The organism is Cupriavidus sp. GW821-FHT07C08 (genome assembly GCF_059419025.1).
Map to the genome: position 1 here is coordinate 1 of NZ_JBWKQZ010000050.1, position 13,809 is coordinate 13,809.

The 13,809-nt window shown below is 68.1% G+C and carries 13 protein-coding genes; 5 read left to right on the plus strand and 8 right to left on the minus strand.

The genetic code is table 11. The features are described 5' to 3' along the window. The first annotated feature begins 408 nt into the window (after positions 1-408). Together mutS and AC07UK_RS36965 are read left to right on the plus strand one after the other, a co-directional pair. Positions 409-3,108: a DNA mismatch repair protein MutS gene (gene mutS / locus AC07UK_RS36960; protein ID WP_494688103.1), complete on the plus strand. Its 2,700-nt coding sequence runs from the start codon at positions 409-411 to the stop codon at positions 3,106-3,108. After that, positions 3,105-4,154, plus strand: a complete 1,050-nt coding sequence (locus tag AC07UK_RS36965; protein WP_436221236.1) for a hypothetical protein — start codon at positions 3,105-3,107, stop codon at positions 4,152-4,154. The genes mutS and AC07UK_RS36965 overlap by 4 nt, the downstream gene beginning before the upstream one ends. Positions 4,155-4,241: 87 nt before the next feature. Here AC07UK_RS36965 and AC07UK_RS36970 read toward each other — a convergent pair whose 3' ends face one another. Continuing rightward, positions 4,242-4,769, minus strand: coding sequence for an FKBP-type peptidyl-prolyl cis-trans isomerase (locus AC07UK_RS36970; protein WP_026201125.1), 528 nt, complete (start codon positions 4,767-4,769; stop codon positions 4,242-4,244). A gap of 11 nt (positions 4,770-4,780) precedes the next feature. Here AC07UK_RS36970 and AC07UK_RS36975 point away from each other — a divergent pair, with 11 nt between their 5' ends. Together AC07UK_RS36975 and AC07UK_RS36980 are read left to right on the plus strand one after the other, a co-directional pair. Continuing rightward, complete coding sequence (locus tag AC07UK_RS36975) at positions 4,781-5,986, plus strand: JmjC domain-containing protein (protein ID WP_494688093.1); 1,206 nt, start codon at positions 4,781-4,783, stop codon at positions 5,984-5,986. Between the two features lie 199 nt (positions 5,987-6,185). Continuing rightward, a complete protein-coding gene (locus AC07UK_RS36980; protein WP_436221234.1) occupies positions 6,186-6,422 on the plus strand; it encodes a hypothetical protein in 237 nt (78 codons plus the stop codon). Between the two features lie 93 nt (positions 6,423-6,515). Here AC07UK_RS36980 and AC07UK_RS36985 read toward each other — a convergent pair whose 3' ends face one another. The 7 genes from AC07UK_RS36985 to AC07UK_RS37015 all read right to left on the minus strand — a co-directional run bounded on the left by AC07UK_RS36985 (position 6,516) and on the right by AC07UK_RS37015 (position 12,549). Then, a complete protein-coding gene (locus AC07UK_RS36985) occupies positions 6,516-7,304 on the minus strand; it encodes an MBL fold metallo-hydrolase (RefSeq protein WP_114134582.1) in 789 nt (262 codons plus the stop codon). 67 nt (positions 7,305-7,371) lie between these two features. Then, entirely contained in the window at positions 7,372-8,604 is a 1,233-nt protein-coding gene (gene bamC, locus AC07UK_RS36990) for an NlpB/DapX family lipoprotein (RefSeq protein ID WP_013956161.1), read from the minus strand. A 48-nt stretch (positions 8,605-8,652) separates the two neighbouring features. Then, positions 8,653-9,537 carry a 4-hydroxy-tetrahydrodipicolinate synthase gene (gene dapA, locus AC07UK_RS36995; protein WP_010808980.1) on the minus strand — a complete coding sequence of 295 codons (885 nt, stop codon included), beginning with the start codon at positions 9,535-9,537 and terminating at the stop codon, positions 8,653-8,655. A gap of 137 nt (positions 9,538-9,674) precedes the next feature. Next, positions 9,675-10,247, minus strand: coding sequence for a class I SAM-dependent methyltransferase (locus tag AC07UK_RS37000; protein WP_494688094.1), 573 nt, complete (start codon positions 10,245-10,247; stop codon positions 9,675-9,677). A 16-nt stretch (positions 10,248-10,263) separates the two neighbouring features. Further along, positions 10,264-10,929, minus strand: a complete 666-nt coding sequence (locus AC07UK_RS37005; RefSeq protein WP_035822861.1) for a site-2 protease family protein — start codon at positions 10,927-10,929, stop codon at positions 10,264-10,266. A 79-nt stretch (positions 10,930-11,008) separates the two neighbouring features. Then, positions 11,009-11,632, minus strand: a complete 624-nt coding sequence (locus tag AC07UK_RS37010) for an L-threonylcarbamoyladenylate synthase (RefSeq protein WP_013956157.1) — start codon at positions 11,630-11,632, stop codon at positions 11,009-11,011. A gap of 71 nt (positions 11,633-11,703) precedes the next feature. Then, complete coding sequence (locus tag AC07UK_RS37015) at positions 11,704-12,549, minus strand: 3',5'-nucleoside bisphosphate phosphatase (protein WP_494688095.1); 846 nt, start codon at positions 12,547-12,549, stop codon at positions 11,704-11,706. 160 nt (positions 12,550-12,709) lie between these two features. Between AC07UK_RS37015 and AC07UK_RS37020 the strand changes: the two genes are divergently transcribed. After that, positions 12,710-13,795, plus strand: coding sequence for an NAD(P)/FAD-dependent oxidoreductase (locus AC07UK_RS37020; protein WP_494688096.1), 1,086 nt, complete (start codon positions 12,710-12,712; stop codon positions 13,793-13,795). Positions 13,796-13,809: the final 14 nt, after the last annotated feature.

A 13,809-nucleotide genomic window follows, 5' to 3' on the forward strand; every position in this document is an offset into this window, starting at 1 on the left:
CCATCGTGCGTGACATGCGCAAATTGTGCATAACTGCGTAGGAATGCGCAACTACGTTTGCGGCAGTTCAAGCCCCTACATGGTGGGCAGCGACAGCACCCATGAGCGGCGCGAGGTGTTCCAGCAACGCGTGGAAGCACCCACAGCGACGTGCCGGTGCTGGTGTTCCGCTGACGGCACGCCGCCGACCCCGCCGCCGGGCCAGATCCGGCCCACGCGGCGCGGCAACCGCTGCCCCGTGCTGTACCATATCGCCCATATTCGAAAACGCCCCTTCGCGCCACGGCCCCAGGCCGCCGGATGACCGCCCGGACGCCCCGCGCGGCCGCCATCCGGATTGCGCAAGGCGGCGATCCGAGCGGAGCGGGCAGCATCAGGCAGGCCCACCGCCAGACAGGCTAAATGGCAATGGGATTGCAGAAGAAAACCGACCCGGAACAGGCGCAGGCAGATTCGGCCGCGAGCCGCCACACGCCAATGATGCAGCAGTATCTCCGCATCAAGGCAGACCACCCCGACACCCTGCTGTTCTACCGCATGGGTGACTTCTACGAACTCTTCCACGACGATGCCGAAAAGGCCGCGCGCCTGCTCGACATCACGCTGACCGCGCGCGGCGCCTCCAACGGGGTGCCGATCCGCATGGCCGGCATCCCCTTCCATTCGGCGGACCAGTACCTGGCGCGCCTGGTGAAGCTGGGCGAATCCGTGGCGATCTGCGAGCAGATCGGCGACCCGGCCACCAGCAAGGGGCCGGTGGAGCGCAAGGTGGTGCGCATCGTCACCCCCGGCACGCTGACCGATGCCGCGCTGCTGCCGGACAAGGCCGATACCTTCCTGATGGCGGTGCACCAGCAGACCACACGCCGCGGCGTCAGCAAGACCGGGCTGGCATGGCTGAACCTGGCCAGCGGCGAGCTGCGCCTGATGGAATGCGAGGCGGCACAGCTGGGCCGCGAGCTGGAGCGCATCCGCCCGGCCGAGCTGCTGTATGCCGATGGCATTGAATTGCCCGCGCTGGCGTGCGCGCGTACCCGCCTGCCCGAATGGCATTTCGACCAGGACGCCGGCACGCGCCGGCTGCGCGAGCAGCTGGGCGTGGCCAGCCTGGACCCGTTCGGCTGTGCCGGGCTGGGTGCCGCGCTGGGCGCGGCCGGCGCGCTGCTGAACTACGCCGCCACTACGCAGGGCCAGTCGCTGCGCCATGTGCAGGGCGTGAAGGTGGAGCGCGAATCCGAGTACGTCGGCCTGGACTCCGCCACGCGGCGCAACCTGGAACTGACCGAGACCCTGCGCGGCGGCGAGTCGCCGACGCTGTTCTCGCTGCTGGACACCTGCTGCACGGCCATGGGCAGCCGCGCGCTGCGCCACTGGCTGCACCACCCGCTACGCGACCCGGCGCTGCCGCAGGCACGCCAGCAGGCCATCGGCGTGCTGATCGACCAGGGCACCGATGCCCTGCGTGCGACGCTGCGCCGGCTGGCTGACGTCGAGCGCATCACCTCGCGGCTGGCGCTGCTCAATGCGCGGCCGCGCGACCTGTCCTCGCTGCGCGACACCTTGCGCGCGCTGCCGGACGTGCAGGCCTGCATCCGTGACGACCAGGGCAGCACCCTGCTGGCGCAGACCCTGCACGACCTGGCCGTGCCGCAGGACTGCCTGGACCTGCTGGTGCGCGCCGTGGCCGAAGAGCCGGCCACCGTGGTGCGCGACGGCGGCGTGATCGCGCGCGGCTACGATGCCGGCCTGGATGAACTGCGCGACATCTCCGAGAACTGCGGCCAGTTCCTGATCGACCTGGAAACGCGCGAACGCGCCCGCACCGGCATTGCCAACCTGCGCGTCGAGTTCAACCGCGTGCACGGCTTCTATATCGAGGTCACCAACGGCCAGGCCGACAAGGTGCCCGACGACTACCGCCGCCGCCAGACGCTGAAGAATGCCGAGCGCTACATCACGCCTGAGCTGAAGGCCTTCGAAGACAAGGCGCTGTCGGCGCAGGACCGCGCGCTCGCGCGCGAGAAGCAGCTCTACGACGGCCTGCTGCAGGCGCTGCTGCCGCATATCGGCGAGCTGCAGCGGGTGGCGGGCGCGCTGGCGCGCCTGGACGTGCTGACGGCACTGGCCGAGCGCGCGCAGACGCTGGACTGGTCCGCGCCGGAGCGCGTCGCCGAGAACGTGGTCGACATCGTGCAGGGCCGCCATCCGGTGGTCGAAGGCCAGCTCGCGGCGGAATCGGTGGCGTTCATCGCCAACGACTGCCAGCTCAACGAAGCGCGCAAGCTCTTGCTGATCACCGGCCCGAACATGGGCGGCAAGTCGACCTTCATGCGCCAGACCGCACTGATCGTGCTGCTGGCCTGTGTCGGCGCCTACGTGCCGGCACGGCGCGCGGTGATCGGGCCGATCGACCGCATCTTTACCCGCATCGGCGCCGCCGATGACCTCGCGGGCGGCCGCTCCACCTTCATGGTCGAGATGACCGAGGCCGCCGGCATCCTGCACCACGCGACCCCGGCTTCGCTGGTGCTGATGGACGAGATCGGACGCGGCACGTCGACCTTCGACGGGCTGGCGCTGGCCTGGGCCATCGCGCGCCACCTGCTGTCGCACAACCGCAGCCATACCCTCTTCGCCACGCATTACTTCGAGCTGACACAGCTGCCGCAAGAGTTCCCGCAGGCAGCCAACGTGCACCTGTCGGCAGTCGAGCATGGCGACGGCATTGTCTTCCTGCACGCGGTGCAGGACGGCCCCGCCAGCCAGAGCTACGGCCTGCAGGTGGCGCAGCTGGCCGGCGTGCCGCAGCCGGTGATCCGCGCCGCGCGCAAGCACCTGGCCTGGCTGGAGCAGCAATCGGCCGACGCCACGCCCACGCCGCAGCTGGACCTGTTCGCGGCGCCGCCAACGCCAGAGGACGACGAGGACGACTTCGGCGCCGCCCCGGCGACCGTGTCTGCGCCGCTGGCGCCCGCACTCGCCCCCGAACAGGCCGCGCTGGTCGATGCGCTGGCCGGCCTGGACCCCGACACCCTGACGCCGCGCGCCGCGCTGGAGGCGCTGTACCGGCTCAAGGCACTGGCATGCGAGGCGCTCGACGCCGCATGAACGCTGCGCGCCGTGCCCTGCTTGCCATGCTGCTGCCGCTGCTTTGCACGGCCGGCATGGCATCGGCCGCGCCCGCGGGCCGCGGTGCCAAGGCACCGGCCAGGCCACAGCTGACGCGCATCGCGCTGATCGCCGACCTGCCCCAGTGGCCGGACGCGGAGGCCAACGCGGCAGCACTGCTCGACTACTTCGGCGAGCGCAAGCTGGACCTGGTCATTCATGCCGGCGGCATCAAGGGCGATACGGAATCGTGCAGCGATGCGGTGCTGGGCAGCCGCCAGCAACTGCTGAACCAGTCGCCGCTGCCGCTGGTCTACGTGCCCGGCGAGACCGACTGGTCCGAATGCCGGCTGCCGGTCAACGGCGGCTTTGACGCGGTCGAGCGCCTGAACCGGCTGCGTGAGCTGTTCTTCCCTGAAGACGCCACGCTCGGCCGGCATCCGCGGCCGCTGCTGCGGCAGTCGGACCAGGCGCTGTTCCGCAGTTTCCGCGAGAACATGCGCATGGAGGTGGGCGATATCCTGCTCGTCGGCATGAACCTGCCGGGCGACAACAATCACTACCGCGACGAAGGCGGGCGCAACGGCGAGTTCGAGGACCGGCGCGAGGCCAACCGCCAGTGGCTGGCGCGCGCGTTCTCGGTGGCGCGGCAACGCGACCTGAACGGCATCGTGGTGGTGGTCCACGCCGACCCGCATTTTGCCAACGGCTGGGAGAAGAAAGGCCGCCCGACGCTGCTGGACGGCTTCATGCGCCACCGCACCCGCGATGGCTACCTGGAATTCAAGCGCCAGCTGCGCGAGCTGGCCGGTCGTTTCCGCGGCCAGGTGCTACTGGTGCATGCGGGCGGAAACGGGGCCAACGGGGCCGACAACGGCTTCGGCATCGACAAGCCGCTGCGCGATGCGGCCGGCAAGGTCATGCAGAACTTCACGCGCGTGTCGCTGCCCGCCAATACGGTCTCGCAATGGGCCGAGCTGGTGATCACGCCAGGAGCGGCGTCGCCGTTCGCGGTCACGCTCAAGGACGCGCCGGCGTCGCACTGAGACGGCTTGCGGGTCGGCCGAAAACGAAAAAGCCGGCTGCGGCCCCGGCTTTTTCTTTGGGTGCGGAATACGATCCGTGCAGCGCGATCAGTGCAGCGTGCGCGGCGTGTCGTCGTCCTCGTCCTCATCCACGACTTCAACGCCCGAGGCGCCATGGGCGTGGCCGTGCTCGATTTCTTCGGCGGTGGCCTCGCGGACTTCGGAGACCTTCAGCCAGAAGCGCAGCGCCATGCCGGCCAGCGGATGGTTGCCATCCAGCACGACCTTGTCCTCGGCCACGTCGGTCACGGTGTAGATGACGGAGTCCTCTTCGTCGCCGTCCTCGGGCATGCCTTCGAACTGCATGCCGACTTCCAGCGGCTCGGGGAAGCGGTTGCGCGGCTCGACCTTCACCATATCGGCGTCGTAGTCGCCGAACGCGTCTTCCGGCTCCAGCTGCAGCTGGGTCTCGAAGCCCGCGTCATGACCGTCGAGCGCTTCCTCGATCTTGGGGAACGTGCCATCATACCCGCCGTGCAAATAAACCATGGCTTCATCTGACTCCTCGATCAGATTGCCTTGTGCGTCCGATAGCTTGTACATCACGGACACCACAGTATTCTTAGCGATTTTCAATTCTTGACTCCATGAACGATTCCGCATTATACGCGCAGGCCCTGCCCCCTGGCCCCGTCGATCCAGACACTCCGCTCGACCTGCTTGGTGGCATGACGCCTGCTGCATTCATGCGGGATGTCTGGCATCGCAAGCCCCTGCTGATTCGACAGGCAGTACCCGGAATCGTGCCGCCTGTGTCGCGCGAAGCGCTTTTCGACCTGGCCGACAGCGACGACATCGAATCGCGCCTGGTGACGCACTTCCGCAACCGCTGGAAACTCGCGCATGGCCCATTTGCGCGCGAAAACCTGCCCGGCGTCAAGACCCGCCAGTGGACCCTGCTGGTGCAAGGGGTAAATCTGCACGACGCGGCCGCGGCGGAGTTGATGGGCCGCTTCCGTTTTGTGCCCGACGCGCGCCTGGACGACCTGATGATCAGCTACGCCACCGACGGCGGCGGCGTGGGCCCGCACTTCGATTCCTACGACGTATTCCTGCTGCAAGTCTCGGGCCGGCGCCGCTGGCGCATTTCGTCGCAGACCAGCCTTGAGCTGGTCCCGGACATGCCGCTGAAGATCCTCGCCGACTTCGACGCGGAACAGGAATGGGTGCTCGAACCCGGCGACATGCTCTACCTGCCGCCGCAATATGCGCACGATGGCATTGCCGAGGGCGAATGCATGACCTGCTCGATCGGTTTCCGCGCGCCGGCCTACCGCGAACTGGCCGGGCATTTCCTGGCCTGGCTGTCTGAAACGGTCGAAGACAACGAAGACCTCGGCGGCCGTTATGCCGACGCCGGCGAGCGCGCCGCCACGCGGCCCGCGCAGTTGCCCGCCGGCATGGCCAAGGCAGTTGCCGAGCGGCTCAAGGCGCTGCAATGGAATAGCCAGATGGTGTCTGAATTCCTCGGCAGCCATCTGTCAGAACCCAAGCCTGGCGTGGAATTCGCAGAGATACCTGACATGCCGTTGCGCCGTTATGCGACACTGGCGGCCCGCCATGGCGTCGTCCTGCCATCGGCATCGATTGCGCTTTACGACCGCGCGAATTTCTTCCTGAATGGAGAAGCCTACGAGCCGCCGGCCGAACTGATGCAGTGGCTGAAAAAGTTGGCCGATTATCGGCAACTTAGTGGCGAAGATGTTGCGGCTTGCGCGGATCTACCGGATCTGATGGAAACTTTCCATCACTGGACGCTGGAAGGATGGCTGCAATTGGGCCCGCGGCTGTAATAATGCGTAACATTGCGAATCAGTAAATTTCGGCGCTACACAAGCCGGGAAAACGCGGATATAATCGTTGGCTGGCTAGTACTGTGGACCATTGCATTTGTCGGGACCCGGGAGGGCCTCTATTTTGCAGTTCAAGAGCGATAATTACCGGTAATTATTCATCGCCTGTTTTCCGTTATTACAAGTTAAAGGACGAACAATGAAGAAGTCTCTCCTGATCGCATCGCTGCTGGCCGCTGTTGCTCTCGCCGCTTGCGGCAAGAAGGAAGAAGCTGCTGCTCCGGCCGCTGAAACGGCTGCTCCGGCTGCTGCCGCTCCGGCTGCTGAAGCTTCGGCTCCCGCTGCTGCAGCCCCGGCTGCTGAAGCTTCGGCTCCCGCTGCTGAAGCCCCGGCTGCTGCCGCTGCTGACGCTTCGGCTCCGGCTGCCAAGCAGTAATCGGTTCCTGACCGATAAAAAAACCGGCCTTCGGGCCGGTTTTTTTATTTGGGCGCCGCTACCGCACTGCGCCCTGCTGCATCCAGGTATCCCTCAGGCGCGCACCGCCTGCCAGTCCAGGCCCTCGTCCTGGTCTGCCACCAGCACCTCGGACGGCAGCGCACCCAAGGCCACCGCCAGCGCTCCGGTTGCCAGCTCACGCGTATTGTTCTGCTTGCTGAGGTGGGCCGCGACCACGCGGTTCAGGCCGGCATGGGCAACTTGCGCCAGGATGCTGGCCGCCACTTCATTGGCCAGGTGGCCGAAGTCCCCGCCGATGCGCCGCTTCAGCGAAGCCGGATAGACCGAATTGCGCAGCATCTCGCGGTCATGGTTGCATTCCAGCACCAGCGCATCCACGCCCGCCAGTCGCGCCGTCACGTAGGGCGTCTCCATGCCCGCATCGGTCAGCACGCCCAGCCTCGCCTGCCCGTCCGACAAGACGAACTGCAGCGGCTCGCGCGCATCGTGCGGCACGGTGTACGGCAGCACCTGCAGTCCGCCGATGGCAAAGGCATGGTCGGCGCAGCAGACGCGCACGTCGGCCGCATCGGCGCCACGCAGGTGCGAGGTCGCCAGCCAGGTACCGTGGCTGGTGTAGACCGCCAGGCGATGGCGGGCGGCAAAGGCATAGGCCGAGCCGACGTGGTCGCCATGCTCGTGCGTGACCAGCACGGCGTCGAGCTGGTCCGGCGCGACGCCCAGGCGCTCCAGGCGCCGGGCGGTCTCGCGGATGCCGAAGCCGCAGTCCAGCAGCACGCGCGTGGTGGTGGTGTCTTCGCGGGATTCGATCAGCAGCGAGTTGCCCTCGCTGCCGCTGCCGAGGAAGGCGAAGCGCATCATGGCCGCGCCCTCCCCGCCAGGCACCGGCCAGGAAGGCCGGCTGGCAAGCCAGCAGTCATGCGCCGGCTCAGTGCAGTTGCTCGTCGATCAGCGACAGGATGCGCTTGCCGATTTCGCCGTTCTCAGGCTGGCCGGCATCGTTGAGCACCGTCACCAGCGTGCCGCTGCCCGTGCCCTTGAGCGCCACGCGATACTTCTTGGCGGTCTTGGAATCTTCCGGCTTGGTGAACAGCTTGGAGAAGAAGCCACGGCTGTCGGCAACGGTGCGCGGGTCGACATAGCGCACGTAGTACAGGCCCTGGCCACGGTCGCGGTCTTCCACGGTGAAGTTCACGCGGTCCAGCGACAGGCCGACTGAGCGCCAGGCGCGGTCGAACGGTTCGGGCAGCTGCAGCGCCGGGGCGCCGTTGACCTGGGACAGGTACGATTTGGCCGGCGCGGCGCCATCGGCACCAGCAGCGGCTGCGGTGCCGGCAGCGGCGGCCGTGCCCGCAGCGGCTGCGGCATTGCCCGCCGCCGCCGGGTTCTTGGCCATGCGGTCGGCCTGTTCCTTCTGCACGCCCAGGCGCTGGGCCAGGCGCGACAGGAATTCGGCTTCCAGCTCAGGATCGGCCGGACGCGGGGTCCAGACCGTGCTCGACTTGTCGATGCCGGTCAGCTGCTCCTGCGCGCCGCGGTGGCTAATGAAGACCTCCAGCGTGCCATTCTGCGAGCGCTCGACGCGGGTGCGGAACTTGTCGCGCTCCGAGGTCGAGTACAGGCCGTCGAAGACCTTGCCGATGGTATTGCGGATGATGTCCTGCGGGATCTTGGCGCGGTTCTCGGCCCAGTCCGTTTCCATGATGCCGGTCTCGGGCGAGTCCTGCACCAGCAGGAATCCGCTTTCCTGCCAGAAGCCGCGCAGCTGCTGCCACAGCTGGTCGCCGCGCATGCCGTTGCTGATCACCAGCCAGCGCTGGTTGCCGTCGCGCTCCATGCGGATGCCCTGGGCGGAGGGCAGCACGTTCTCGCTCGGGGACTGCTCGCGCACCTTGGTGGCCTGGCTGTATGTCGACAGCGTCGAGGTGCCGTTCGCATCGGGCACCGAATAGCGGCGATCGCCCTCCAGCTTGGTCAGGTCGGGCGGGATATCCAGCGTAGGCGTGCGCTTCGAGGCCGACGACTTGTAGTCGATCTTGTCCGGCTGCATCGCTTCGTTGATGCTGCTGCAGCCGGTGATCACGCCAGCGGCAAGCACGGGCACAACCAGGGCGGCGCGGCGGACTTGCGTCGCGCCGCGGCGGTTAAGCTTCAGTTTCATTGACACGCAATCCTAGTAGGTGAGGCGACAGCAGGACGCCACGAAAGATCAGGCCAGCAGGCCGGCGGCGGCCAGTGCCTTGCGTACATAGTCGTGGTTGGCCTCGGACAGAGGGGTCAGCGGCAGGCGGATACCGCCTTCCATCCTGCCCATCTGCTGGAGCGCCCACTTGACCGGGATCGGGTTGGCCTCGATGAACATGGCCTTGTTCAGCCCGATCAGTTCCATGTGCAGGCGGCGCGCGGTGACGACGTCGCCCTTGAGCGCCGCGACGCACATCTCGTGCATCTTGCGCGGTGCCACGTTGGCGGTGACCGAGATATTACCGTGGCCGCCCAGCAGGATCAGCGCCACCGCGGTGGGGTCGTCGCCGCTGTAGATGGCAAAGCCTTCCGGCGCGTCCTTGATCAGCTGCGCGGCGCGGTCGATATTGCCCGTCGCTTCCTTGACGCCGACGATGCCAGGCACCTGCGCCAGGCGCAGGATGGTCTCGTTGTTCATGTCCGCGACCGTACGGCCGGGCACGTTGTACAGCAGCACCGGCAGCTCCACCGCTTCGGCGATGGTGCGGAAATGCCGGTACATGCCTTCCTGGGTCGGCTTGTTGTAGTACGGCACGACCTGCAGCGACGCATCTGCGCCCACCTTCTTGGCGAAGGCGGTCAGCTCGATGGCCTCCTTGGTGGAGTTGCCGCCGGTGCCCGCGATGATCGGAATGCGCTTGCCGGCCTGTTCCACGGCAACGCGGATCAGTTCGCAGTGCTCCTCGACGGAAACCGTCGGGGACTCGCCGGTGGTGCCCACGATCACGATGCCGTCGGTGCCTTCGGCCACGTGCCAGTCGACCAATGCGCGCAGGGCCGGGAAGTCCAGGCTGCCGTCTTCATGCATCGGGGTAACGATGGCGACGATGCTGCCGGTAATCTGTGTCATAACGTTAAGGAATTCGGGATGCGAATAACGGGATTGTACCGGAACCGCAGGCCGCTTCGACCGCCGCCCGGACAGGGGTTGATACCAACTGTTTCAACGTGTGCAGCGGCATTCTCGCCGACAGCGCCATGGCTGGCTCAGGCGTCGAGCCGGTAGCGTGCCGGCGCAGGCGCATCGGCGCCCGCAGCCGCCTCGCGCACCGCACATATCCGCTGCACGAAGGCTGTTTTCGGCACTTCGACCAGGCCATCCTCATAGGCGACCACGCGCAGGCCATGCTGGCGCGCCACTTCGAGCAATTCGCCCGGCCGCAGCAGGAAATCCGGCCGCGACGGCTTGCCGACGGTTTCATTGCCGGCAGCAAAAGTTTCGTAGATCCACACGCCGCCGGGCGCCAGCGCCGCCGCCAGGTGCGGCCACAGCGGCCGGTGCAGGTAATTGGTGACGACGATGGCGTCGAACGGCGCCTCGCCGGCCAGCGGCCAGGCGCCCTGCTCCAGGTCGGCCACCCGGCCGGTCACGCCGGCCGGCAGGCCGGCGATGGCCTCGGCGTCGCGGTCGACGGCCAGCACCGCATGGCCGCGCGCCGCCAGCCAGGCGGCATGGCGGCCGCTGCCGCAGGCCAGGTCCAGCACCCGCGCGCCGGGGCGCAGCAGGTGGGCCCAGCGGGCAACCCAGGCAGACGGGGTAGAAATCCCGGCATGCGTCATGGCGTTCCCCGGCACGTCACTGCAGCAGCATCACAATCGGCCGCAGCAGCAGCTCGATCAGCGACATCAGCACATTGACCACCGGCGTCATCCAGACCGTGGTGATCACCCCCGCGGCCACCAGCGCCAGCACCACGAAGATGCCGTACGGCTCGATGCGCGACACCGCGCGGGCAATGCCCTGCGGCAGCAGCGCGGTCAGCACGCGGCCGCCGTCCAGCGGCGGCACCGGGAACAGGTTGAAGGCCGCCACCACCAGGTTGACGCGCACGCCCGCCAGCGCCATCTCGCCGAAAAACGGCTCGCGCACGCCGCCCCAGGTCAGGCCGATGGCCAGCAGCACCCAGACGAAGGCCTGCACCACATTGCTGGCCGGCCCCGCCAGCGCCACCCACATGCCGTGCCAGCGTGGGTTGCGCAGGCGCTCGAACGCCACCGGCACCGGCTTGGCGTAGCCGAACACGAACTGGCCGCTGGTCATGATGTAGAGCAGCAGCGGCACCGCGATGGTGCCGATCGGATCGATATGGCGGATCGGGTTCAGGCTGACGCGCCCGAGCGCATAGGCCGTGTCGTCGCCGAAAAGCTTGGCCACGTAGCCGTGCGAGGCCTCATGCAGCGTGATGGCGAACAGCACCGGCAGGGCATAGACCGCGAAGGTCTGGATAAGGGAGGAATCCATGGTCCCTATTGTAACGGCCCGGCGCCGCCCGGGCGCACGCTTGTGCACCTGCCAGGCGGGGTGGCAGCGCCCGGGGAACTCAGAGCCCGAAGCGCTCGACGTCGCCGCGGCCCGCGCGGATCAGCTCGGGCTCGCCGCTGGTCAGGTCGATCACCGTGGTCGGCTGCGCCGGCGCCGGGCCGCCGCACACCACCAGGTCAAGCTGCTTCTCCAGCCGCGCGCGGATTTCCGCCGGGTCGTTGAGCGGCGCTTCGTCGCCCGGCATCTGCAGCGTGGCCGAGATCAGCGGCTCGCCGGTCTCGCCCAGCAGCGCCAGCGGAATCGCGTGTTCGGGCACGCGCACGCCGATGGTCTTGCGCGCCGGGTGCGACAGCCGCCGCGGCACTTCCTTGGTCGCCTCGAGGATGAACACGTACGGGCCCGGCGTGGCGCCCTTGAGCCAGCGGTACTGCCGGTTGTCGACGCGGGCAAAGTTGCCGAGCTCGGACAGGTCGCGGCACATCAGCGTCAGGTGGTGGCGGTCATCGATGCCGCGCAGCCGGCGCAGGCGCTCGACGGCGCCCTTGTCGTCGAGCCGGCAGGCCAGCGCATAGCTGGAATCGGTCGGCAGCGCAATCAGGCCGCCCTTCTGCAGGATCTGGGCGGCCTGCTTGACCAGGCGCGACTGCGGATTGAGCGGATGGATCTCGAAGTACTGTGACATGGACCAGGGTGGCGGATTCGGACGGATCGGAGCGGAATCTGGGTAGTACCCCGGCCAGGCCGGGCTTGCGCCTACCAGTCATGCCAGACCGGCGTCACCGTCGGCGGCAGCGGCGGCAGCTTGCCCAGCTCGACGCGCCCTTCGCCGGGGCCGTGGAAGTCCGTGCCGCGCGAGGCCAGCAGCCCGTAGTGGCGGGCCACCTCGGCATAGCGGCGGTACTGGTCGGGCGTGTGGCTGCCGGTCACGACCTCGACGGCGCCACCGCCCAGCGCCGTGAACTCATCGAACAGCGCGTCGTGCTGGGTATCGGTGTAATGGTAGCGGCCCGGGTGCGCCATCACCGCGATGCCGCCGGCGGCGCGGATCCAGCCGACTGCGTCGGCCAGGCTGGCCCAGCGGTGGCCGACATAGCCGGGGCGGCCTTCCGACAGGTACTCGCTGAAGACCTCGCCCACGGTGGCGCAACGGCCCTGGTCGACCAGCCAGCGCGCAAAGTGCGTGCGCGAGATCAGGTCCGGGTTGCCCACGTGCTGCAGCGCCCCTTCATAGGCGCCGGTGATGCCCACCTTTGCCAGCGCGTCAGCGATATCGCGCGCGCGGCGCGCGCGGCCCGAGCGGGTATCGGTCAGGCCGTCGATCAGTTCCGGGCAGTGCGGGTCGATCTGCAGCCCGACGATATGCACGGTCTGCCCGGCCCAGGTCACGGAGATCTCCACGCCCGGCACATAGCGCATGCCGAATTCCTCGGCCGCGGCATGCGCCTCGGCCTGCCCGCCCAGTTCGTCGTGGTCGGTCAGCGCCCAGAATGCGACCCCCGCGTCGCGGGCGATCTCGGCGATGGCGCGCGGCGCCAGCGTGCCGTCGGACACGGTGGAATGGCAATGCAGGTCGGCATTGATGGCGTGGGCGTTTTGCATGGGGCCATTCTACTCCCGTCGCCCCCTGCATGCGTGACGCCGGCGCACCCTGGAAAGCCCTGCCGGCAACGCTGGCGTCGGCGGAAACGGGCGATGTGCGGGGTATAGTCGGGCCTTGCACCGTCCTTTTTGCGGGCACCTGGCGTGCCCGCCACGCCCAATGCCCACCGCTACCCCCCTCGCACCAGCCCCCGTCACCAGCACCGATGTCCTGATCGTGGGCGCCGGCCCGGTCGGGCTCTTTGCCGCGTTCCAGGCCGGCGTGCTCGGCCTCAGGTGCGAGCTGATCGATGTGCTCGACCGCGCCGGCGGCCAGTGCACCGAGCTCTACCCCGAAAAACCGATCTACGACATCCCCGCCGTGCCGGGCTGCCTGGCGCAGGACCTGGTCGACCGGCTGCTGGAGCAGTGCGCGCCGTTCGACTTCCCGATGCACTTCGGCCAGCGCGCGGAAAGCCTGTCCGAAATCCCGCGGCAGCCGGCACCTGACGGCCATGCCGCCCATGAGCGCCTGCTGGTCACCACCGACAGCGGCAAGCGCTTCGATGTGGCCGCGGTGCTGATCTGCTCCGGCGCGGGCGCATTCGCGCCGCAGCGCGTAGCGCTGCCCGAAGCACCGGCGCTGGAAGGCCGCCACGTGCACTACGCCGTGCGTGATGTGTCGCGCTTTGCCGGCAAGCGCGTGGTGGTGGCCGGCGGCGGCGACTCGGCGCTGGACTGGGCGCTGGCGCTGCGCAAGGTGGCAGCGCGCGTGACGCTGCTGCACCGGCGCGAAGGCTTCCGCGCGGCCGACGGCATCGTCGCGGAAATGCGCGAAGCGGTGGCGGCCGGCGAGATGGATTTCGTGGTCGGCATGCTCGGCGCCCTGCGCACCGAAGGCCAGGACGGCCCGCTGACCGAGGTCGAGGTGCGCACCCGCGACGGCAGCACGGTGCTGCCCGCCGATGAACTGGTGGCGCTGTACGGCCTGGTGTCCGAGCCGGGCCCGATCGCGCAGTGGGACATGGACATGCGCGCCGGCCGCATCCTGGTCGATACCACCACCTATGAAAGCTCGCGCCGCGGCATCTTTGCCGCGGGCGATATCGCCTACTACACCAACAAGCAGAAGCTGATCCTGTCAGGCTTCCACGAGGCCGCGCTGGCATTGCGCCGCGCCTACCACTATGCCTTCCCGGAAAAGGCGCTGGTGCATGTGCACACCAGCAACAACGCCGCGCTGAAGGAAAAGCTGACGCACGCCTGAGCGGCAGCTCCAGC

Excerpts from the sequence above, each read along its gene's own strand:
- mutS (WP_494688103.1), top strand. The coding sequence starts at position 409 with ATGGGATTGCAGAAGAAAACCGACCCGGAACAGGCGCAGGCAGATTCG.
- AC07UK_RS36965 (WP_436221236.1), top strand. The coding sequence starts at position 3,105 with ATGAACGCTGCGCGCCGTGCCCTGCTTGCCATGCTGCTGCCGCTGCTT.
- AC07UK_RS36975 (WP_494688093.1), top strand. The coding sequence starts at position 4,781 with ATGAACGATTCCGCATTATACGCGCAGGCCCTGCCCCCTGGCCCCGTC.
- AC07UK_RS36980 (WP_436221234.1), top strand. The coding sequence starts at position 6,186 with ATGAAGAAGTCTCTCCTGATCGCATCGCTGCTGGCCGCTGTTGCTCTC.
- AC07UK_RS36985 (WP_114134582.1), bottom strand. The coding sequence starts at position 7,304 with ATGATGCGCTTCGCCTTCCTCGGCAGCGGCAGCGAGGGCAACTCGCTG.
- bamC (WP_013956161.1), bottom strand. The coding sequence starts at position 8,604 with ATGAAACTGAAGCTTAACCGCCGCGGCGCGACGCAAGTCCGCCGCGCC.
- dapA (WP_010808980.1), bottom strand. The coding sequence starts at position 9,537 with ATGACACAGATTACCGGCAGCATCGTCGCCATCGTTACCCCGATGCAT.
- AC07UK_RS37000 (WP_494688094.1), bottom strand. The coding sequence starts at position 10,247 with ATGACGCATGCCGGGATTTCTACCCCGTCTGCCTGGGTTGCCCGCTGG.
- AC07UK_RS37005 (WP_035822861.1), bottom strand. The coding sequence starts at position 10,929 with ATGGATTCCTCCCTTATCCAGACCTTCGCGGTCTATGCCCTGCCGGTG.
- AC07UK_RS37010 (WP_013956157.1), bottom strand. The coding sequence starts at position 11,632 with ATGTCACAGTACTTCGAGATCCATCCGCTCAATCCGCAGTCGCGCCTG.
- AC07UK_RS37015 (WP_494688095.1), bottom strand. The coding sequence starts at position 12,549 with ATGCAAAACGCCCACGCCATCAATGCCGACCTGCATTGCCATTCCACC.
- AC07UK_RS37020 (WP_494688096.1), top strand. The coding sequence starts at position 12,710 with ATGCCCACCGCTACCCCCCTCGCACCAGCCCCCGTCACCAGCACCGAT.